Origin of the sequence: Streptomyces sp. NPDC048411, from assembly GCF_040704695.1 — a bacterium.
Taxonomy (GTDB): Bacteria; Actinomycetota; Actinomycetes; order Streptomycetales; family Streptomycetaceae; genus Streptomyces.
This window is the reverse complement of record NZ_JBEZKL010000033.1, coordinates 28,223-52,598: the sequence shown is the minus strand read 5'-3', so window position 1 is coordinate 52,598 and position 24,376 is coordinate 28,223. Positions and strand designations below refer to the sequence as shown.

General features: G+C 71.2%; 1 protein-coding gene. It reads left to right on the top strand.

Going from position 1 to position 24,376, the window contains the following annotated elements:
• Positions 1-4: 4 nt before the first annotated feature.
• On the top strand, positions 5-24,376 hold the full coding sequence (locus AB0915_RS14750) for a hypothetical protein (protein WP_366691438.1): 24,372 nt from the start codon (positions 5-7) through the stop codon (positions 24,374-24,376).

Here is a 24,376-nt window from a genome sequence, read left to right as displayed (position 1 = left end):
CGTCATGGCGATCGTGGTTCCTGAATGGGCGAACGTCCTGTTCTTCATCATCATTGGTGAGCGTATGCCGCAGGCCGATGAGGACCTCGCCTACCGGAGCCACGAGTCGTTCAAGAATTTCTCGGGGCGGCTGCACAAACTGTCCGAGCTCCTGGAGGAGTCGATCAAGGCCTCGAGCGGGGCTCTCCCGCCCGAGATCGCCGAACGCTACGTCCGCGCCACCCACATGGTGACCAACGACGGTGGCAAGAACTACGTCACCGAGTTCGCCAAGCAGCTGGACGACATCGCCGAAGGGCGCGTACAGACGTCCATCCAGATCGCCGAGAACAAGATCAACACCATTGTCGAGCTTGCTCTTCTGGCGACGATTCTGTCCTTCCTGGACTCACTGGCGGCCTTCGTCTTCGGAGGCACGGAATCCTTGGCGGCAGCGGCCAGACTCACCGCGCGGTACAAGATCCTGGGCATGATGACGCTGCTGCTCGATCGCATTCATCTCATGCCGACCATCAGCGAGATGCTGGAAGAGATGTTCACCGCGCTCGCGTCCCGTCTGATCCTGATGTGGTCGGCGGCGCCCGGCCGCAAGCCGCACGGCATCGATGTGAAGGACCTGTTCCTCAGCGGAGCGGCCGGAGCGCTCAACGCGGTTTTCGAGCACTTCTTCCACGGCGGCAAGAACATCTTCAAGGGGCTCTTCAAGGACAAGCCCGACCTCGGTCCCGGCTTCAACAAGAAGTTCAACGACAAGAACAACCTGCCGGTGCCGACGCCGAGCAAGAAGCCGCCGCTGACCACCGGACAGAAGATCGCGGCCACCTCCGCCGACCAGACGTTCGACGCCGCGAGCGCGGGTCTGTCGGAGTACCTGACCGGAGGTGCCATCTCCGGCTTCAACTCGATGGACTTCTGGGGCGGCGCCGTCAGCACCCTGTCCATGTCCGCACTCGCCCTGGGGGCCCAGAGGTCCGGCATCAAGATGCCGGACCTCTCGTTCCTGAAGAACCTCAACACCGACCCGTACGCCCCCTCGAAGACATCGGCCGGGGGCACCAGCACCAGCACCGGCACCGGCACCGGCACCGGCGGGAAGCAGCACCTCGCCGACACGAATCCGGGCCTGGCCACGCAGGGCCCCGCCACGCAGGTCCCGGCCACGGGATCGGGTCTGCCGGGCCCGCACCCCGAGTACTCCGGCGACTTCACCGGTGCCGCTCCGGCGCCGGTCCCCACCACCTCGCAGATCGACGTCCCGAACCCGTCCTCCGTCGCCGCGGGCGCCGCGCAGTCACCGGGCCCGGCGACCGTGTCCGGCGGCGGCGGGAGCCAGCCGGCGAGGAACACGGGCGCGCACGGGAGCTTTGACCCGGCGTTCGAGATTCCCGGCGGCGACGCGACGGGCGCGCAGTCCCCGGCGGAGACGGAAGGCGGCACGCTTCCCGCTTCGGGTCACAGTGCCACCGGCGCCACCTCGTCCGGCGCACCCCACACCGGGCCGGGGTCCAGGCCTGCCCACGCAGGGGCCGACGCCGAGGCCCAGAATGCCCCGGGCGACCAGGACAGCGAGGACGCCCCCGGTACCCAGCCGGGCACCACGCCCGTCACCGGCCCGGTGACAGCCTCCGGCCCCGGAACGACCGCCCCGTCCCAGCACGGCCAGGCCACCCCCGCGCCCACCGGCACGGGCACCGGTTCCGGCACGGGCACGGGTACCGACACCGCTGCGGTGACGGGCGCGAACGGCCCGGCCGCCGTGAAGACCGACGGCACCGGCCAGACCCACGGCACCGGCCAGGCCGCCGACACGAACGGCTCCACCCACCGCGGCGCGGAACGCGACAGCGCCGCGGACGGCGTCACGCCCGCTTCGGACCCGAGCCGCCCGGCAACGGCGGCGGACGCGACCGCCGCTGACGGATCGGCTGCCAAGACGCGCCCGGCCGGCCTGTCCGAGGACGTCCGGACCGAGGAGCCGGCCGGTGCGCACGACGACCAGCCCGCCACCGCGTCCCTCGCGACCGTCTCGGCCCCGGCCTCCTCCCGCCCGTCCGGTGACACGAACAGTCGCACCACGAACGACACCGCCACCAACAGCCGCGCCACGAACGACACCGCCACGAACGACAGCGCCACGGACGGCGTCACGACGGACGGCGTCACGACGGACGAAGGTCCGGGAACGTCCGAGACTCCCCGGACGGGCCCTGCCGTGACGGGCCTCACCACCGTCGTCGGCACCGCGCAACGCAAGAAACCCGGGCGGAAGACCGACGCGGCCACCGGTACCGACACGCCTTCCACCGAGCCCTCGCCGGCCGCCCCTGAGGGAACTGGCACGCAGATCGAAGAGGACGCCGCTCCTGTCCCGATACCCACCGTGTTCCGGGCCTTCGACCCACCGGCAGCCCAGGCGGAGAACACGGCCGTGGTCAGCGACTCGCCCGCGACTCCGCACGACTCCGCCGCGGACGACTCCGACGCGGACGACTCCGCCGCGGACGCCGCGGACGACTCCGCCGCGGACGACGCGATCACGGTCGTCGACACCGTGTCGGACTCCGATGACACGCTTGTCGAGTCCGCCGACGGCACGAAGCCGGGGAGCGGAGCAAGGAAGGCCACGAAGGATGCGCCGCCGCCCCGGTCGCGGGAGGAGATCTCCCGGTGGATCGACAGCCTCAGCACCGTGGCCGACGGGTCGCACGATCTCGTCGCCGCGGCCGGTGGGAAGCCGTACCCCCTTGGCGCTGTCGCCGCCGAGGAGGTCACGGTCAGGATGTTCACGGGGGCCCAGCACTACGACCGGCACGCTGATCATGTCCACAGCATTGATGAGCCCTACGTCTCCTGGAGCGACCCGGGCCGGCCGGTGTGGAGGAACACGGGAGAGGATCCGCACACCGTCTTCCGGAATGGTTTCCAGGCACGCAGCCCGGAGAACATCGTGGACATCGTCCAATGGGTGACCTCCCCTCCCGCGGAGGGGGCCCAGTTCGTTTCCACCACGCGCAACAAGCGGCTGCGGAAATACACCGACCGGCGCTACCAGTACGAGATCCAGGGCGGCGTTTCCGGCGTCGATGTCGGAGCGACGCTCGATCAGCTGCTGGAAGAGGACCCGGATCTCGAAGAGGAGATGCCCCAGCTCACCACCTACCGGGACGACGAGGAGGAAGTGGCCTTCGTCGTCGAGATCCCGGCGCAGGCCGTCGTCTCGGTGTTCGACCGGCACACCGGGCGAACCGGGAGATGGAACGAGCTCACGCGGACGGTCGAGTGGTCACAGGACCCGGCAGCGCCTCAGCCGCGCTCCAGGGGAGCCATGGCCGAGGACCCCACGGTGCGGATGTTCACCGGACCACGGCCGGGGGACCCGGCCGCAGGGGATGACCTGAGTGCGGGGGGCGGGTTCGCGCCCGTCATCGCCCTCCCCTCCTCGGACACCGGCCCGTACAAGACGGATTCCGAAGCGGAGCTCGGCAAGAGCACCGGGCTCGTCGACCCGGAGGGCGCGCATGCCGAGGCGCTGCGGTTGTTCGAGACGCTCTGGGGCAAGACCTCGGCCGATCGCAGGCTGCCCGGCCCCCTTCTGAGCGCGGTGACCGACGCCTACACGGCCTTGGACGGATCGCCGGACCGGGTGGGCCGGCTCGTCGCGCGGCTCGACGAGAACGCCGACGGTTTCGACCAGTTGTCCCTGACGGATCAGCACGTGGTCGTCGTGGCCCAGCGGATGCTGCGTGGCACCCCCGAAGACGTGACGGCCGCCCTGGAGCGGGCGCGGTCGGCCGGTGTCACCGTCCTTGAGGAGGATCACTCCGCGCCGTCGCCGGGCTCTAGTGCTGTCCGGACGGGTCCGGCCGGGCTGACCGCCGAGGACCGGGCCGCGCTGGAGGAGGCGGAGGTGTTCCTGCGGGGTGTCCCCCCGCGCGAGCTGGCGCAGGCCGAGCGCTGGGCACACATCCAGGTGTCCGTGGACCACACCTGGTTCATCGACGCCCACCATCCGGAGGCCGCCCGGCGACGCGAACTCATCGAGGCGTTCGTCACCCTGCTGAGCCACAGCCGGCTCACGGACAGCGCGGACAGAAGCCGCGAGCTCTCCCTGGAGCTGGCCCACCGCTACCGGACGCGGCGGACCACGGGCCTGGTCGGCGGGGCCGACCCGGAACAACCGGATCCTGTGTTCGACGCCGATCTCCCGACACCCGGACCGAGCAGGGTCGTGGGCGACCTCGAACGGTTGATGGAGGAGATTCAACTCGGTTTGCGGGAGGGGAACTTCGACGACGAGGACACCGCACCGGACGCGCCCCGGCCGACGACGACGGCGGCGACGACGACAGTGCCGGAACCGGCCGGTCCGACATCCGCCGGACCCGCACTCCCCGCTCCCGCCCCCTACCGGTGGGACGCGCTGGTCGCGCCCCACGAAACCGCGCCGCCCACGTTCGAGGCGGGACCGCTCGCCGTCCGGCAGCCGGACGGCGGCGATACCGCGACCGGCACCGGGTTCGGTGGCGACTGGGGCGGGTGGAAGCCCGATCTCGACGAGTCGACCGAGGCCATCGGCGGCATCTCGGCGAAGAACTCCGGGCGGCTGCGGCAGATCAGCCGTGAGATGAACCTCATCATCGTGACCCGAGGGGTGAACGAGTACGCCGCGCCCCGGCTCGAAGAGGGAGCGATGCCCAAGCCGCTGGAGATCAAGGCGAAGTCGCTCAACCCCCATGACCGGATACTCGGCGACTCCCGGTTCTCGGAGAAGCAGCTCGGCCTGGGCGCGCTCTTCGATCCGCAGCTGCCCGCCGACCTTTCGTCGTACAGCGAGGAGGAGCAGGCAAAGATCCAGCAGCGGTACGAGAGCCGCAAGAGCGAGTTCGCGAAGTACTCGGCCGAGCTGGCGGAGCCGGACAGTGCCTTCTCCGTCGTCGGCGGGATCATCTACCACAAGGAGGGCGACACCCTCCGGCCGGTGGCCGCCGACATCGACCTGCTGGACCTCTTCACGCCGATCGGGGGGACGGCGCTCACGCCGCGGACCTACGAAAACGCCATAGAGGAGATCAAGGACAGGTTCAGTCCGGTCGTACACGGCGCAGCCATGTACTGGAATCCCACGGACCCCGATGGCAAAGCGATCTACAAGAGCATTGTCGAGCCGATAGACAGGGGAGACGAGAAGGTCGTCTCCTTCTTCAACGACGATCGCCCGCCGACGTACGCAGGCAACTTCTCGCGGAAGAACTCGATCGCGCCCATCGCCTTCCCCTCCTTCGACACAGGCCCGTACAAGACGGATCCCGAAGCGGAACTCGGCAAGAGCACCGGGTCCATCGCCCCGGAGAGCGAGAACGCAGAGGCGCTGCGGTTGTTCGAGACGCTCTGGGGCAAGACATCGGCGGATCGCAGGCTGCCCGGCCCGGTCCTGACCGCGCTGACCGACGCCTACACGGCCCTGGGCGGATCGCCGGACCGGGTGGGCCGGCTCGTCGCGCGGTTCGACGAGAACGCCGACGGTTTCGACCAGCTGTCCCTGACGGACCAGCACGTGGCCGTCGTGGCCCAGCGGATGCTGCGCTCCACCTCCGGCGAGGTCACGGCAGCCCTGGAGCGGGCGAGGTCGGCCGATGCCACGGTCCTTGAGGACGATCACTCCGCGCCGTCGCCGGGCTCTAGTGCTGTCCGGACGGGTCCGGCCGGGCTGACCGCCGAGGACCGGGCCGCGCTGGAGGAGGCGGAGGTGTTCCTGCGGGGTGTCCCCCCGCGCGAGCTGGCGCAGGCCGAGCGCTGGGCACACATCCAGGTGTCCGTGGACCACACCTGGTTCATCGACGCCCACCATCCGGAGGCCGCCCGGCGACGCGAACTCATCGAGGCGTTCGTCACCCTGCTGAGCCACAGCCGGCTCACGGACAGCGCGGACAGAAGCCGCGAGCTCTCCCTGGAGCTGGCCCACCGCTACCGGACGCGGCGGACCACGGGCCTGGTCGGCGGGGCCGACCCGGAACAACCGGATCCTGTGTTCGACGCCGATCTCCCGACACCTGGACCGAGCAGGGTCGTGGGCGACCTCGAACGGTTGCTGGAGGAGATCCAACTCGGTTTGCGGGAGGGGCACTTCGATGACCCCGACGAATCGGTTCACGGGGACCCGGACCAGGTGGAAGTGCACACCCCGGCCGAGGTCCACACCCCGGCCGAGACGATTGAGCCGCCGCAGACCAACGCCCTGTTCGACGCGGACGATGCGGCGGACGACGACGTCCTCGTGTTCGATTTCCTCCCCGACGACCACAGGGCGTCGGTGGAAGTGGTGCGGGGCGAGACGGTCGAGACGGACGAGACGGACGAGTCCGACCGGACGCCCGCGCCGCAGTCCGCGGCCGACGACGTCCCCGCACCGATGTTCGCGGAGACGGCCGTGGTGTCCGTGGAAACGGGGCTGCGGCTGCCGCCGAGCGTCGAGCGGTTGATGAGCCCGATCCGGTTCTACGCCGAGCACACCATCGATCGTTCCGCGCCGAACGTGGACGTCGTTCTGATGTCCTATCCGGGAGCGCTCGGCTTCGTCGACATGGTCCAGACACAGGACACGGGTCACGCGCTGGTCGGGCTGAGGTTTCCGTGGGACCAGCGGTTCGTCAGCCTCGGTTTCCGGATGGCCGAGGACGTCGCGCCCGTGCATCTCGTGGACGGCAAGGCGCCCGGAATCGTCACCCTCGAACCGGGAGACCCGTTCAACGACCCCCGGGCCGAGATCCTCGGCACCTACAAGGTCAACGCGGACCAGCTGGCAGCGGCCTACACGTACACGGCGGAGAACGCCCAGCACACCTACAACCTGGTGTCGTACAACTGCGTCGCCTTCGCGCGGGGTTTCGTGCGGGCCGCGGTCGGCCACGAAGTGGCCCGGTCCGGCACCGTCGCACCGAACTCCCTCATCGAGTACATGCGTGGAGGTACGCGCCGGGACTGGGCCGACAATCCGAGAATTCTGCAGCTCACCCCGGAGGACCAGCTGCTGCTGAGCAGAGCCCGCGCGTGGCTGGACCGTGAGGGAAGCCCGAGGGAACTGGACTGGGCACTGAACCGGGTCTTCCTCGACCACCAGCGTCCTTTGGTGCGGAAGTCGGGGGCCACCACGACCCAGCAACGGCAGTTGGACATGCTGGCGAACCTTGCCCTCATGGGTGCGCACAGGCTGCGCGAGGAGGGTGAGCAGGCCGCACTGAAGCTGCTGGACGAGTTCGGCGACAGGTACGGCACGGCCAGGCATCACGACGGACATGTTCAGCCGACGGTGACGCAGGCGCTGGAACCTTTGCACGCCTACGTGGAGAACGCCGCCGACCCGGACGCCGTCGAGGCGGAAGTCGTTGTCATGACCGGCCCGGAGGGACAGCCGACGGTCGCGGTGAAGATTCCGCACCATCCGGACGTGATCGCCTTCCGGTTCGGGGCGGAGCAGGTGTTCCCGGGCAGCACCAAGTGGGACACGAACCCCGGCGCACTGTTCATCGAACATCCCGATCGGGTGCTCGACCCGGACATCGAGGTCCTCGCGACATACCCGGTCAGCGCCAACCAACTGCGAAAGGGCCTCCCGCACGTCCTGGCCCACATCTCGGCCCCGCACAGCGAGGCCACGTCGAACGCCTCCGGTTTCGTCCGGGGCTTCCTCAAGGACGGGACCGGTAGCGATCCGGTCAGCACCTACATCAGCGCACACGCCTCGTCCAAGTCCTACTTCTCCCATCTCGTCGAGTCCTACTTCCCCTCCCAATCCACCGACACCTTCTTCGAAGCGATGCGGTCCGAAGCCGACCGCTCCTGGAGCGAGCACGCCGCGCCGGTCACCGAACTGTCCAAGAGAGACCAGGAGGCGCTGGACAGACTCCCCCTGGAACCGGACGAGGACATCGCGCTGGAGTACGACACCTGGCGGTCGTGGGCGAAACTCCGGGTGGCACTCGACCACCAGCGGCCGACGGTGTCCGAGGAATCGGCCTCTGTCGCGTCGGAACAGCGCAAACTGCTCCGGGCGTTCACCCGCCTGATCGCGGCGGAACACCGTTTCGCGGGCGAACGGGCGGCCCGCCAGCTCTCCTGGCGTCTCGGTCTGGACTACGGCACATGGCGGTCCACGGACACGCTGCCTCCGCTGCTGGCGTCGGATCCGCCGGCCGCGCCCCCCGCCCCGGAGCCGGAACAGCCCCCCGTCCAGCCCGCCGCGCCCGTCGTACCTGACGCCCCCGCAGCCCTCGTGGCACCCACCGCACCCGATGCTCCGGAAACACGCCAGGTGCCGATCAACGGTGCGGTGCAGGAGATGACCCACGAGAGGGGCTTCCACCGGTTCGCCGTCCCCATCGACGGCGGAACCGTCTACATCAGTGACACCCAGTTCGACGGGCAGAAGGTCGACCCGGCCGTGGAGAACCTCGTCACCAGGTTCGTCAACGGGGGCCTGCCCCTGTTCCGCGTGCAGCAGCAGCCGGCGCCGAGGACGGGATACCAGGGGGAGCCGGTCACCCTGGTCCCGGCGGGCACCGAGGACTTCCCCCGGCACGACGACGTCGACGCGACCGCGTTCGTGGAACTGTCCACCACGCCGGAGGCCGCCGAACGACGCTTCCGCGAGTCGGGCGCCTCAGGCACGGTCCCCACGACCGGGCTGCTCGCCGACGCCGTCGTCGGGCCGGACCAGGACATCGTCATCATCGACGCGAACACGGTCCAGGTGGGGAACCTGGTGGTCGCCATGCTCGCCGACCACCCGCCAGTCACCGTCCCGCCCCGGGCCCGGCCGGCGCACACCGCGATCACGGTCATGGCCGCTCGCGTCGACGAGAACCCGTACAAGAGGCTCCTTGAGGGGCAACTGGCCAAGGTCACGCTCTCCGACGAGCAACGGACGCACTTCCAGCGGGTCCTCGACACCTACGGCACGGCGGGACCGTCCCCTGCCCAGTCACCACCGGCGCCCGGAACCACCGGTCCATCGGGCGAAGACACTCCTTCCTCGGCCGATGAGGGTGTCGTCGATGCCGGTCCCGGGCAGACGGATCCGGAGGTGGACGGCTCCCCGGTCCTGCCCACCATCGTCGTGACTCCCTCCGACGACGGCCCGGAGCCCGTACGAACCGTCGCCGCGGCCCTGGAGACGTCCGCCGACCCGGACCCGGGCGAGGCCGGGCGCCCGGCCGGTCCCGCGCCCTTTGAGCCGCCGTCCGAGAGGCACGTGCGCTTCGCGGACGGCACCGGCCCCAAGTCCGTGACCGACAAGCCGGTGCTGACCGTCGACGCCCAACTCGACACCCGCCGACCGGCCCGCATCGTCCGCTCGCTGCCTGCGCCGCCGACGCACGGCCGGCGCGTCGTGTTCAGCGACGGCAGCGAGATGCCCGTCTACGTGACGGGCAACGGCGTCCAGGGCGTCGCCAGCGGCGCCTACGGGCACGCGCACGTCACGCTCCGCAACGCGGACGGGGTCGTCGAGGAGACCGCCTCCCGGACCGGCCTTTCCCGCACGGAAGGGGGTACCGGCCAGCAGCGTGCGCTGGACGACCTCCTGCGCGCACTGCGGGACACCCCCTCGGTGTTCCACGGCGAGGGGTACCGGTCGCCCGCGTTCCTGGACCGGCACGGCCGCCCGCGCGTCCTGCACGTCACCACCCGCCCGTACGACGACTGGGAGCGGTTCGCCGACGACTTCGGCAAGCCGTTCAAGTTCGACACGGTGCAGCGGAGCCAGTTCTCCGTGGGCTCCAACGTCATGCAGAGCTCCTCGCGGCGCGTGGCTCCCTCGTTCGGGCTCGGCCCCACGCCCGGAAGCATGGGGGCCGCCGTCCGGATCGGCGCGGGCATGGGGCTGACGAAGTCCTACGACTACGCCCTGTACGACCAGACGCTGCAGCAGAGCGAGACCCGGTCCCAGGAGGGCTCGCACCTGCATCTGGTCGACGTCCACTACGAGGTTCAGGTCGTCAGTCCGGAGCACAGGTCGACGGACGAGGTCTTCCCGGGGGAGAGTCACCTCTCCTTCGCCGTGCGCTCCGGCCTGACGGTCCGTCTGCCCGACAGCGTCACCTCGCCGCAGACCGGCACCTGGGCGCCACGCGTCCTGCACTTCGCCCCGGACGCCCACGTCCGCTTCGTGCGTACCGAGGAGTTCGGCCCCGTCGGTCCGCTCCGCGTCTGGGCGCTGAACCAGGTGGACGCCAAGGCGGGCGACCCGGCCCACGAGGCGATCACCACGTTCTTCAGCTCGGACAACTTCCGGCTGATCGCCCAGCGGGCGGTTCAGGGGCCCGTCCCGACCGGCCTGTTGCGGGGCGAGGGAGGACAGCGCCCGCTCGGAGCGTTCGTCGTCGACCGGATGGTGCCGGTCGAGGGTCTGCTGTTCAACGAGACGACGGCCGCGGAAATGCGGTACACCGTGCAGCAGGCGGTGCGCAACGAGCAGGTGATCGGGAGGGCGTTCTCCCAGCAGGTCTTCGGCAGCGCGGGGCCCAGCATCACCTTCGACGAGTTCTTCGGCGGCCCGGCCGGACTGCGCATCCTGCTCGCGCTCTACGCCCGGCACGGGCGGTCCAGCACGAAGGCGCACGCGTTCGGAGGCACCGCGACCCGCAAGATCGCGGGTCAGGTGAAGGACACCCCCACCGATCTGTACATCGTCTTCAAGGACGTCTACGTACGCCGGACGGGCGATGCGGAGCCCCAGAAGTTCCGGGTGTGGAGCCTCGACCGGCTCCCGCGCGGCGAGGCCCGCAGGCTGGCGGGATGGGACGACGGCACGACCCGTTCGCCCCAGGACGGCACCGCGCCGGTTCCGCCCGTGTACCTGAAGCGGGACCGTCCGGTCGTCCTGGGCATGAGCCGGCCCGAGGCCCTGCTGTTCGACTCCGCCCGGACGGACGCCAAGACGCCTGCCGCCGATCCCCTGCGGCCCACCCCGCTGCAGGTCTTCGTCGACCGTGTCATCGAGGAGGCCGCCGCCAGATACCCGGACATGGTCGCCCCGCTGAGCGCGTTGGGCGCACCGTCCGCCCGCGGGTGGATGAAGGCGCCGGAGGCGCTGACGGGAGAGATCGAGCGGTACGAGCTCAAACTCCAGAACACGCTGACCGTCCTCAATGCGCTGTCTCCCGACGCCGTGGCCGCGAACCTGGAGACCCTGGCCACCACAGGGGTGCACATCGCGCTGGTCGCCCCGGGCCCCGGTCCCGGCCGCGTCAGCCGGGCCCATCGTTACATCCGGATCAGCGCCGACCTGACCGACCTCCGCCACGAAGGCGTCCAGGACGATCGCATGCTCCGCGTGGGCACCACGGCCACCGCACGTCTGGACGCGGCGCAGAACGTGGTCCACACCGACGAGTTCGGCGTCGACCTCACGCTCGGGGTGCGGGACAGCGACCGGGACCACCTCAGGATCCCGGAGAACATGGGCTACCTCGGAGTCGGGCCGCGCAAGGTACTCAGCACCGGCCGCCGCACCGGCTACGGCTCCACGGCGTCGTACGAGACGATGCACATCGGCACCACCACGTCCCAGCTGTACTCCTACCGCCTCTCCCTGCGGGCGCAGATCGGCGGATACTGGCGCGTGCGCAGCCTGCTGCGAGGGACCGTGTCGCTCGGCCTGCTCGGCACCCAGCCCTTCGTCTTCCACGAGCCGTTGACGGATCTGGTCGGCGGCGACGAGGCGACGGGACGCGTACTCCTGGCCGTGGCCGACGAACACACCACCCCGGGGCCCGACCCCGTCCAGGAGCCGGGACGGGAGCCGGGTCAGGGGCCGGGATGGGAACCGGGGCAGCGGCAGGGACCGGTGGAACCGCGTGTCACCAGGCTGACCGCCCACCGGGCCAGGAGCCTCATCACCGGCTCCCGCACCGACGCACCCGACAATCCCTTCCGCGACCTGCCGTACCACGTCCTCGGCGTGGGGGCACACCCCGAACTCGTCGAGGCGGCCGCGGCGGCCCTGAACGAGGCGTCCCACGGCTCCTGGCACGTCAGCGAGCCCGGCGCGCCCGCCTACGAAACCGCACTGCGGTCCCTGCTGTCGCAGTACCTGACGGCCAACCACGACCAGTCCACGGGCCCCGTCGGCCACTCTGTCAACGGCCTCTTCGGCGCGGGTCCCTACCTCGACCGGCGGGGCCTCCTGCTCCACCGCCTGCGCGTGGAGTACCCGAGGGTGGTGACGGACCCGATGCACCTCGAGATCGAGCAGATCCTCGGCGCCGACACCCAGACGTCGGGTTCCCTCGTGAACATCGACGGTGTCACCTGGGGCGTCGCGCTCTCGTACTGGCGGACCCACGACGAGGGCCCCGGGATCTACGGGTCCTACGGCGGGCTCGTCAACAGGACCATGTCGTCGATCACATCCGACACGGTCACCCGTTCGGCCCTGGAGGACGTCAACGCGACCATCAAGGGCCGTCAGGTCATGGTCAGCGGGGACACCGTTCACGAAGTCGCCGCACACGCCAACGTGGACGGGCTGCTCAAACCCGTGCACACCCTCGCCACCCTGCACCGCGACCACTGGGCGGCACGGCGACTGGACATCCCCTCCGGCTGGTACGGCCACGTCTCCGAGAAGACGGCCCACCGCCTCGGTCTCCTCCAGGACCACCTGGGCGACGTACCGCTCTACACCGAGCGGCGCTGGGAACCGCTGCTGCCCGGCGACTCGCTCGCGGTCTACCCCGTCAACAGCCTCGACACCAGCGCCGTGCTCGCCGAGTTCGAACGCAAGCTGCGGGCCGCCGGCGTCGGCCAGACCGGCAGGGAGCGCATTCGTTCCCTGGTCGGCTCCCGGCCCGTGCGGGCCCTGCGCGGTCAGATGTCCTCGACCGGGAAACACACACAGGTGCGCGCCGGTGTGTCCGTCACCAGGCTGAGCCTCGGCGGGAACATGGCGGTCGAGATCCGGCTGGTTCCCGGCATGCCACAGTTCGACGGTCTCGGGCACGGCACGGTCCTCAAGATCGGCCGGCAGGCCACCGAGACGGGCGAGCAGTCCTCCGGCAAGCTCAAGAACTGGGCCGTCGCGGCGGTCGTGGCCCACAACATCCGTACCGGCAACGGGCTGTTCAGGGCGGCCGGCCCGAGCTTCATCGAGCGTGGCACCAGTACCCGCCAGAGTGCGAACAGCCGTACCGAGGCGCGTTTGAAGGGCAAGGCGCTCACCCTCGACGAGCCGTACACCGAGCAGTTGACGTCGTACGACCTCCATCTCTCCTTCCACCGCGGTGACGGAATGCCGCCCATCGAGCACTCCGGGCCGGTCGGTCGCATCCGCGACCAGGTGCCGATGAGCCTGAGCGTGCCGGCCGCGGACGCCCCGACCACGTCCGGCGCTCCGGCCACCCCTGGCGCTCCGGCCACGTCCGACGCGCCGACCGTCTCCGACGATCCGCTGGGTGTGCCGCGGCCGACGCAGCCGGAGCGGGCGGTCACCCTGTGGGCGTCGGGGGACGTCACACGGCAGAAGATCGACGAGTGGCGCACCCGCGGTCTTCCCGGCGGCCGGCCCTTCACCCCCGCCGAGACCGGCTGGTTCCCCGGTCGGGTCACCGGCCTGGACACCCTCGAGGAAGCCGCGGCCGTGGTTGTCGCCCGCGCCTACGGCGCACAGCTCGGCCTCTCCGGCGGGCAGCGGGCGACCGGTGAGGAACTGGACAAGGCCCTCGCCAAGGCCCGCACCACGGGACTGACCAGGGCGGGCACCGCGTCCGCGCTGGCGCTGCGCGAAGGCATGAGCAACGCGAGCCTGACCGCGTTCTACGACGACACCACCACGGCCCGCGGCCACCAGGTGCTCGGACTTACGGACGACGCGCTGGTCGGCAGCGCATCGGGCGTGTTCCGCCTCTACTCCCGGCCCGAACTCGCCGGTGCCCGGCTGCTGTCGGTGGCCCCGACGGCCAAAATGGAGAGCGCGGTCAGGAACACCGCCGGCGGCGACAGCTCGATCAGCATCAGCCACGACCAGCAAATGGTGCTCGCCGGCAGTGCCTCCGCCAGCACGGCGGAGGCGGGGCGGGCCCTGCCCGGCTTCTCGCCCGCGGACGGGTCGGGCACCGAGGCCCAGGGCAGCAAGCAGGTCGACGCCGGCGCGGGGCAGATCACCCTCAAGCCGACGGTCGGCCAGGCGTTCCTGTTCGAGGTGCCGACCGCCTGGCTCGCGGTGACCGAGGTGGAACACCAGATCAAGGACAGCAAGCCGGCGCGGTGGTTCTCCGGCCTGCTGGGCCCCTTCGGGCGCGTACGGCCCGGCCCGCAGGCCGTCGAGACCCGAAGCCACGTCCTGACCTGGCTCAGCGAGGACGTCGCGCGACAGCACGGGCTGATCACCGACGACAACTTCCCGTCCCACGTCTCCGACGCCTGGGCAGAGGTCTCCAAGGCGGGCAAGGCGTGGGAGAAGGCGGACAAGACCTACTGGGACAAACGGCGTTCGCTGCAGACGGGCCGCGAGGAGCTGCGCGACGAGTACCGGGGGACCCAGAGCCGGCTCAGCTCCGCGAAGCGCAGGCTGGAGAAGTACATCGACAGCTTCGGGGGCCGCTCGCCGGAGGCGACCCAGGGCCGTGCGGCCGTGCGCAGTGCCAAGGAGGCCGTCGCCGCTTCGCAGGCCGCGCTGAGCGAGGACATGGAGCGGCTGAGCCCCTGGCACACGGCCGCCGTGGACGCGGCAGCCGAGTACCACCGGGTGCGGGCCGCCGCGGACCGGCTCACCCGCTGGCACCGTCTGCCGCTCGACGACGCGGCGCAGGGCCCGGACGCGCCCCGGCAGGGAGTGCCCAGGCCGTCCGAGGTCACCTACCGCGAGCCCGCCCCCGTGGCACCGGCCGCTCCCGAGCCCGCTCCGGACCGTTTTGGCGACACCACGGCGGACGACGGCGTCCGCACGCTCACGTCCCCTCCGACGGTCGGCGGCAGCCCGTGGCCCGGCGCGGACCAGTACACCGTCCACGACACCCCGCAACACCGCGACAGCTTCTTCCACGCACTCGCCGGAGCACTGAGTCACACCGCGCCCGCGGCTCTGCCCGGCCACAGCCGGACCGGCGACGCCGGTGCCGATGACACCGGTGCCGACGGCGCCCGGGCCGACGGCGCGAACACCACCGTCGCGGTGCTGCGGTCGCTGTTCGCGGACACGCTGACCGCGAACGACAACCAGTCGCTGGTGCAGAGCCTCGACCCGGAGGCGTTCGGCACCCTCACCGCGGACGAGATCGCCCGAGCCGGCATCACGTTCCGCGAAGGCAGCCCCGAGCACAAGGAGTTCACCGACACCCGCCGGATCCCTCTGCACCACCGGCTCCCCGCCGACCAGCGGGCCCGCCTGGCCGCCGTACTGCTCCAGAGCGACGGCACCCGGTCCGACGACACCGCCTGGCAGGCGAGCGCCGCCGACTTGCTGCCCGCCCTCGCCGCCCGGGTCTTCGGCGCGCGGGTGACCGTGGTGGGAACCGGAGGCCTCGTCACGGAGTTCGGCACGGGTGCCTCGGGTGCCTCGGGTGCCTCGGGTGCCTCGGGTGCCTCGGGTGCCTCGGGTGCCTCGGGTGCCTCGGGTGCCTCGGGTGCCTCGGGTGCCACGGGAGCCACGGGAGCCGGGGCACCTCATTTCGTGCTGCAGCGGGCGGGCGGCCACTTCCGTTTCGCGCTGCCCACAGGCGTGCTGCCGTCCGGTGACGTCCTGTCCGCCGAGGCGCGAGAGGAGCAGCCCGAACCCGCGAAGAAGGCGGCGCGGGAAACCGTCGTCACCCGCTCCGGGGAACCGTCGCCCACGCCGCCCCGGCGGGTGGTACGCCCCGCCCACACCAACGCTCCCTGGAACACCCGCCCGGCCGACGGGACCGGCTACACGCGACGCGAGTCCGCGCTGCTGGTCGGCCCCGACGGCACCGAGTACCGGCTCCAGGAGCCGACCGGCGACAGCAACGGCTTCTGGCAGGCACTGGAGACGTCCCTCGCCCCGGACGCCCCCGTCACCGGGGAGCGGCTCCCGGAGAAGCCGAGCGGCGACGGCGACGGCAACGACGACGGCTTCTGGCAGGGCGTGGAGAGGTCCCTCGGCCGGAGGGACCACCTCCCGGTCAACCGCGTCGTCGGCCAGCGGCTCCCCGACGACGCCGTACTCGACCGCGAGACCCCCTTCCCCCACGAGATCCTGCTGTGGGCGAAGGTCGACTCGTCCAGGGTCGGGCAGGTGCCCCCCAAGAGGGGCGCCGTCCCCAACCCCGAGCAGGATGCCATACGGCGTGGCGCGGGAACCCTCACCGACGAGCAGCGCGAGCAGTTCCGGACCAACGGCGGACGCCTGCCCGACGACGTCGAGCTGACCCCCCGCCAGCGCCGAGACCTGATCAAGGCCCAGCTGTTCCTGGGCAACCACTGGAACGCCGCCACCGCGGCCACCGCCGCCCAGGTGGCCGCCAACAGCTACGGCGCCGAGATCGTCGTCGTGAACGAGGACGGCACCCACGAGGCCCATCGCCCCGCCGCCCCGCACTCCACCGACCCGCACCCCGGCCGGCGGATCACGCTCTTCCGGCGTGGCTCGGAGTACCTCCTGGGCCGGCCCGACAAGCCCGCCACCGCCCAGGCCTCGCCCGACACCGAAACCCCCGCCACCCCGGAGCCCACCCCGCCCGAGCCCGGTACCCCTGCCACCGACCCGCAGTCCGAGCCCGAGACCAGGCCGGCGCAGCCCGCCCCGGAGGAAGGCGGGCTCGGGGACCGGCTGACGGAGCGGCTCGACACCTCCCCCTTCATGGAGACACACGTCTCCCGGCAGGACCTGGCCGGCCTGAGCCACAACTCCGCACTCGACGTCACCTGGACCCTCAACCCGGACGCGACGGTCCGCGTGAAGGACGCCGGTTTGACGCCCCTGGACCGGGCCCGCCTGCTGCTGCGCCGACCGGAACTCGACGAGGAACTGGCCGCGGAACTGCGTACGGTGCCCGCTCTCCGAGCGTCGGACGAAGCGCGGGCGGACCCGGAAGCACAGACCCCCGAGGACCTGCGGCCCTGGTTGGAGCAGCTCGACCAGGACGCCGACGGGTACGTGCCGGACCGCGCCGGGCGGCCCGACCACTTCCCCGCGACACGGGCCGCGGCCTGGCAGCGCTATCGCGCGTCCCACGAACGGGTCGCCGAAGTGCACGCGCTCCGTCGGCGCCGGCGGATCGAGGCGGCCCGCGGTGTCCCGGTGCCGGACGCCGACGCCCCGGCCAGGGACGCCATCGCACAGAGTGCCGCACGCATGCGACTGCGCATGGACGAGGACGCGCTGCGCGCGTGGGGGCACACCGACCCCGAGGGTCTGGTCGTGCGGTACCGGGCCCACACGTCGGCGTCGTCCCTCTCGGACGAGGCGGGTACGGACACCTCCGTCGCGCCGGTGCGCGTGGAGAGGACGCTGTACTCCATCCCCGAGGAGGTCCCCGGGACCGACGGCGGACTGTCCGGCGCCACGCCCGAATCCGGCCGCCCGGAGGAGACCCGCCCGGAGGAGACCCGACCCGAGGAGACCCGACCCTCGGGCACCCGGGTGGGACGGCGTCCGGCCCCGTTGCACATCACCGTCACGGACAGCACACAGGACCTGCCCCCCGGCGCCACCACCGACTACGTGGTGAACGTTACGGACCCGGCGGGCGGGCCGGTCTTCCAGCACGTCACGGCGATCGGCCTGTCCGGTGCCGAGGAGTCGAACGCCCCGCAGCACAGCGACGACGGCGTGCCGCGCCTGGTCGGCGTCCGGCAGGACCTGGCCGCCCCGGAACACCCGGCACTCCAGGTGTCGGCCGACGGCACCCTCGCCGTGAGCACCGAGAACGAAAGCCGGGAGGCGTTCGCGAGCCGGGCCGCCTTCGAGCGGTCCCAGGCCCTGCTCCAGGCCACCGGGGGTTCCGTACGGCTCGCCCTGGACGAGAACGTCTCGGTCACCGTCCGGCACAACGGAACCGAGCGCACCCTGTACCGGGTTCGCCCCGACTTCCTGGAAGACCCCACGGACGTCTGCCGCGACCTGGCCGGTCAGGTGCTGGGCGGCATGCCGGACCACCTGGTCTTCCGCGATCCGGACGGGCACACCGCGCTGGGACCGATGAACGCCGCGGACGGGCTCAAGGTCAGTGAACTGCACCGCCTCGCGCACGCCATCGTTCAGGTCGTGGACGGCCAGGCGAGTCCCGGCGTCGTCCCGGACACCTTCTGGGCCGCCGGAAAGGCGCGCGGACGCGGGGCGCGCGCCGCCGCCGCGTCGTCCCCGGCGTCGGCAACCACGCCGTTGCCGGGGCAGCGCTACGGCGCTCTCCTGAACACCCGCCCGCATGCTCCGGCGGGGACCAGGCCACGGGTCGACATCAACCAGGACGCCTGGCCGGCCGTCGGCGAGGGCTACCTCACGCAGTCCATCGGCTCGCAGAACGAGCAGGGCCAGTTCACGCTGGAGGACCACGCCGGCGCGTTCCACCCGGTCGACAACCCCTTCGGTTACCACTACGCCGCCGTGGTGCTGGCCGCCGAGGACGGCAGCTCGCACGTCACGCTGGAGAACTACGCACGGCGCGGCAGTACTCAACGCGCTCTCAGAGACGCCGTCGGCCGGAATCTGGAGCGGTACGGCGACCGCCTGGAGGAGATGCGGGCGGCCTACGAGGCCGAGGAGAGCACGGCCACCGGACGGGCCCGTGCCTCGGCGCGGGCCGGCGTCCTCGCGACGCAGGCGCTCATCGCCGTACGTGAGGAGCGGGCGGCTCGGGCGCACGCGGCGGTGGCCGGACCCGGCACGGCCGACGCGACGCGCACGGCACCGCAGGCTCCGACGCCGGCGGAGCGGGCCGCCGTCGGCGCGCTCGACCGGTACTCCGGCGGTCAGGGGCTGAAGACGCCCAGCACCCTGTGGCACATGCGGCTCGTCAGAAAGTGGGGCAACCAGACCTTCCACGACCAGCTGGCAGGCATGCACGAGCACGACAGGCCGGGCATCGTCGTCAACCCGCTCACCGCGGTGGTCGTCGGGGCGCACAGCTCGCCCGACGAGCTGAGCAGCCGGTTCACCTTCGCGGAGAGGGCGGCCGACCTGACCGAGGACGACCGGCCCAAGCTCCGTTTCCTGGCCCGCCGAGTGGCCCGCGTCGCCCTGTGGAACCACCACAACCGGCTCCCCCTGCCCACCATCGGCGTCTCGGCCGGCGGCAACGGCGTCCGTGACGGGATGCCCGCCCTCCCGGACCGGGACCGACGGGCACGCGTGACCGGCGGGCGGAGGCTGGACTCGGTGCGCGCGATGTTCCTCGACGAGCTGGACCAGGCGCTGGCCAACCTCCAGAAGGGCGCGGATCCTGCCACCGCGGTGACGGCGAAGGACTTCGAGGTGCAGCGCGAGAACCGCGGACGGCGGCTGCCCGAGACGACCGCGCAGTCACGGTCCCGGGTGCCTGCCGACCCTCGCGAACTGCGCCGACGGGCCGTGTTCACCATCGAAACCCACCCGGCGGGGGAGCGGCCCGCACCCACGTACTCCGACACCCTCGACCGCCTCGCCCAGGGCTCGCCGCTGATCGCCTCGTTCCTCGACAGGTCGCCGCGCACCCCGTCGACTCCGGGGCAGCAATCGGGACCGGGGCTGCCGTCCCCCCTGACCGCCGGACCGACGACCCCCATGAGCGCGCATGCCGTGCCCGGCATGCTCACCGTGCCGCTGACACGTCTGGCCCGCCCGGTCAGCGCACCCGCGGGCATCGACGTCGGGCGTCTGCTCAGCGACATCCGGGCAGTGGAATCCGCCGGCGGTTCGACGACCAGCGACGGTTCGACGATCAGCGACGGTTCGACGACCACCGGTGGCGAGCGGCCGGATCCCGGAAAGGGGCGTGCCGACGAAGGGCGGCCGGATCCGTCCACCGGCACCGTCGAGCGTGATCCGTGGGCACCCGGCCCGTCGCGGTCGGCGGCCACGCCGCCCGCACAGCCGCACCGGAGCGCCGGGACCGGACCTGCGGACACGACCGACGACGTCACGGCCGACGACGTCACGGGGGAGGACTCCGTCGAGAGTCCGGACGAGGCGACGGCCAGGGCGGTCGAGATTCTGGCCGAGCACCGGGTGCATCTGCGGCTGGTCATTGGCATGGACGACGACACCGTGGCGTTCCGTGAGGTGCAGACCGGCTGGGTCGAACGTGTGGCCGCGGCCCTCGGGCCCGACTACTCCTCGACCGCTGGGTTGTGGGACGAGTCGGACGCCCATGACGTGGCCGACGCCGTCGCACAGGAGCGCAGGGAACGCGCCGTCACCGATCCGCGCTTCGCCGAACTCGACGGCGTGCGGGCCGGGATGAGGCCGCCACGGCCTGGCCACAACACGGGGACACCTTCCCGCATGCTCCAGTTGGGGTCGGCAGGACACGGGGTCGGCGGCCTGCTGTGGAACCAGGGTGTCGTCGAACGGGAGAGAGCCCTCAGTGCCCATTACGGAGTGACCATCGGGCCTTCGAGCCAGCGCCCGAACATGCACTTCAGCCACTCCACGCTCAGCAGGATCGAAAGTGTCCTGGCCAGTCTGCCGCGGGAACACTTCAACGGCCTGGTCGCCATCACACCCGGACCGTCGAGCGACGGAAGCGCTGCCAGCGAGTACGACTCGGAGACTCAGACCGTCGTCGTCGTAGCCCCGTACGGGTTGCCGTCCTGGATCATGGCCCAGTTCAACCGGGGCAGTGACTGGCAGCGACGGGCGATGGACCGAGTCTCCATGAGCGAATACGAGGGAATCAGCCGGCGTGGCGACCGGACCATCGGCGTGTCCGGACAGCGGCGCCAGATCATGGGCGGCGTGTCCGACGTGCTGGCGCACGGCAACTTCATGAAGTGGCTGGTCCGGCACGAAGTCGGTCACCATGTCGACCAACTCAGCAGTTGGATGCAGAATCTCATCGAGCTAACACATTTCGGCGGTTGGCGAGTATATGACAACCTGAGCAGCGTCATGCTGGTCAAGCTTGTCCTGGATAAATTCGGGCTCGGTGACGGCAGCGAACCCCTGAGCAGTAACGGACTGAGCCTGCTGGCGGAGGCAGCATCGCCCCTTCACCCGCGTTACAAGCCGGACAGGGCCAAGATGTTCAGGGAGCTGCGCGCGGTCTTCTCCCATCAGCCCGCCGACTTCAGGAACCGGCTCGAGAATGTCATCCGCTTCGGGCAGATGGCATTCGCGCACCCATGGATGCTTCCCGACGGTGGCGGGGACCTGCTCGACATCCATGGCCGGATGTACCACGTGACCAACGACAACCAGTGGGTCAGCTACCTGCGGTCGGAGCGTGACAACCACGCGGTGTCCAACTACCAGTTCTCCAAGCCGATGGAGTGGTTCGCCGAGGCGTACGCGGCCTTCTACGACCCGGATCCGGCGCCCCGTCAGCAGTTGCATCCCCATACGGTGCACTGGTTCACGACCGAACTGCCCCAACTCCTGGCCCAGCCCGCCCCCGGCTCTTCCAGCACCCCCGGCCCTTCCGGCGGACACGGGCAAACGCGTGCCTACCCGTACCGCCCGGACGCGGACTGGGAGACCAAGTCCCGCCGTGTGCTCCAGGACGCGTTGGTGAACGCGGTGGCCCGCGGGGAGATCGGCACGGCCTATACGAACGGCCTGGTGAAGGCGCTCGAAGCGTCCGGCGTCGGTCTGGCTTCCGCCGGTGGAACCGGTGGCCGGGATCGTGACACCGGCACCGGCCGACCGGCGTTCTGGTCGTCTCCGGTCAGAAGCCTGCTCCCTTCGACCCGGGCCTCGGAGGCGCACGAGATGTCGGTGCAGGAGCGTCGGGCGCTGACACAGCGGCTGCGGCAGGAGCTGTTCCCGCAGGAGGCGGGGGCGGCGGGTGCCACGACGGACGCCGACGTCCGGCGGCGCTGGGCCCCCCTCTTGGCGCAGGCGCACACGGACCTGGGCCTGCTCGGTGGGAAGGAGCGGGACCGACTGCTGGCGGGCGCCGGGCAGATCATGGCGGGGCGTCACCAGCCGCCGCCGATTGTTCGCGCGGACGTCGCGCCCGGCTCGCCGGAGGCGGCCTACCTCTCCCTGTACGACGACATGGCGGCGCTCGTCGCCGCCCGACTGCGCCGTTCGCCGCGCCCCGACCTCCCGCCGGAACGGCAGCCCGCCCGGCTGCTGTCCGAACTGCTGCGCGAGGAGTTCGGCACGCGGGCCACCAGTGGTGGCGTGGGCGGCGGTCCTGGGAAGTGGCTCAAGAAGCGGCTGACCGGCCGCCGCTCCGAGACGGACCCGCCCGAGGCGGGTCCTTCCGGCACGAGCGGTTTCTTCCAGCCCGGCCCGTCCAGCCAGCACGGCACACCCGGGCAGTACACGTATCCGCAGGGACCGCATCCACAGACCCCGTACGCACAAGCCCCGTACGTACAGGCCCCGTACGCCCAAGGACCGTACGTGCAGGGACCGCACCTCCAGGGAAGCTGGACGACGCCGCAGGTCCCGTACGCGGTCCCGCAGGCCCCGCACTCCGCCTCGCAGGCTCCGTACGGCGCTCCGCAGGCCGCGTACGGTGGGCACGGTCCGCAGCCGGACGCCTCGGGCAGCTCCGTGCCGCAGCAGCAGGCACAGCACCGCCCCGCGCCGCTCGCGAGCACGCGCCCCCGGAACTGGCCGACCGGGGTGGCCGTGCAGTGGCGGGAGGGCAACAACGGCGGTGTCCACATCGTCGGCTCGGGCACCGGTGGACAGGCGGTGGTGAAGTTCCACACCGACATCGCTTCCACCGTCTACGCCGACGAGTTCATCCGCAGTGTGTCGGACGTGCACATCCCCGCCTCGCGGGTGCTGCCCCGGGGATCCACCGATGCCCAGGCGCTGGAGTCGATGATCGCGAGGCACGACCCCTACTGGCCGAACGCGCACCGCGAACTGCTGAACGACTACACCCATGTCACGGTCAGTGAGTTCGCCGAGGGCACCCCCCTCTCCCGGCTGAGCGTGACGGAACGCCGGGCCCTGCTCGCCGACACCGATTCGCTGCGCCGCATCGGTGGACTGATGATGGTGACCGACCCCTTCCTCGGCAGGTCCGACCGTCTCTGGGTCGCCCCCTCCGGCAATACGGTCATCAACTGGGACAACGTGCTCTACAGCGCCCGAGAGCGCCGGGTGACGGCGATCGACAACGACACCGCGTTCATGGACGAGGGCTTCAACGCCGCCGCGCACGCCGCGGAGCTGGAGCGGTACTGGGCCGACGACAGCATCGAACGGCTGGCGAACGAGCTCGTCGCCCACCAGATGGGCTTCGCCTCAGGGCTGCACCGCACCCAGGCGGCCGAGGCGCAGGACGAACTGGAGCAGGGCGCGCGGGAGGCACGGGGCCGGATCGGCTCCCGGGCTTTGCGGCAGGGGCCCGTCATCCTGCAGCACTTCAGGGACCTGCTGCCGCAGGAGGACGCACCGAACCCGGCCTTGACGGGGGCACTGGCGCAGTACGCGCACTCCCTGTGGGACAGGAGAGGTGCCACCCGCAGGCCGGAGAGCGCGCTGGCCGAGGTGGCGTCGGCGGCCGCGTCGGTGACGCCGTACCCGCCTGTCGACCCGGACGTACGCGAGCGCTGGGCCGACCATTTCCAGCACGCCTGGCGGACCCTGAAAGGCCTCGACCCGCGGATGCAGGGCCCGCTTCTGGCCGAGGCGGGGCAGATCATGGCCGGCCGTCACCAGGCGCCACCCCTCGACCGCTCCGGCGCCGCAGGTGCGCCCGAGCACCCGTACAGCACGCTGCACCACGACATGACCGTTCTGATCGCCGAGTCCCTCTACGACTACTCGGGCCGACCGGACGCGGTGCAACAGGCCCAGACCCTCTCCGAGCAACTGCGCCGGGAGTTCGGCACCCAGGCGACCCGGGGCGGCGTGGCGGGGGCGCGCGGCCCCGCCACGGCGGAGACGGCGGGGGCTTCGCAGGGGGAGACGTCACGGAGCGGGGCGTCTGTGACGCTGCTGGACGGGGCGCCGGAGGAGGAGCGGCTGATGGCACTGGCCGCAGCCGCGCACGTCGAAAGTGGAGAAGGAGGGGGCATCACCTACGTGGACACCATCGGCCCCTTCACGCCCACCCCGCAGAAACCGAGAAGACTCGGCCGTTGGGTTCGGAATGTCCGGCTGGGGCATACGCAAGTTGATCCGAATACGTATAGGTATCTGATGCGTATGGGCGCCCTCGGGCTGCAGCATACGAAGGTGGTGGTGCGCTCGGAGGCAGAGGTGCGGGAGCGCAAGGAGAAGGAGGAACAGGCCCGCGAAGATCGACAGGACAGGCCCTAG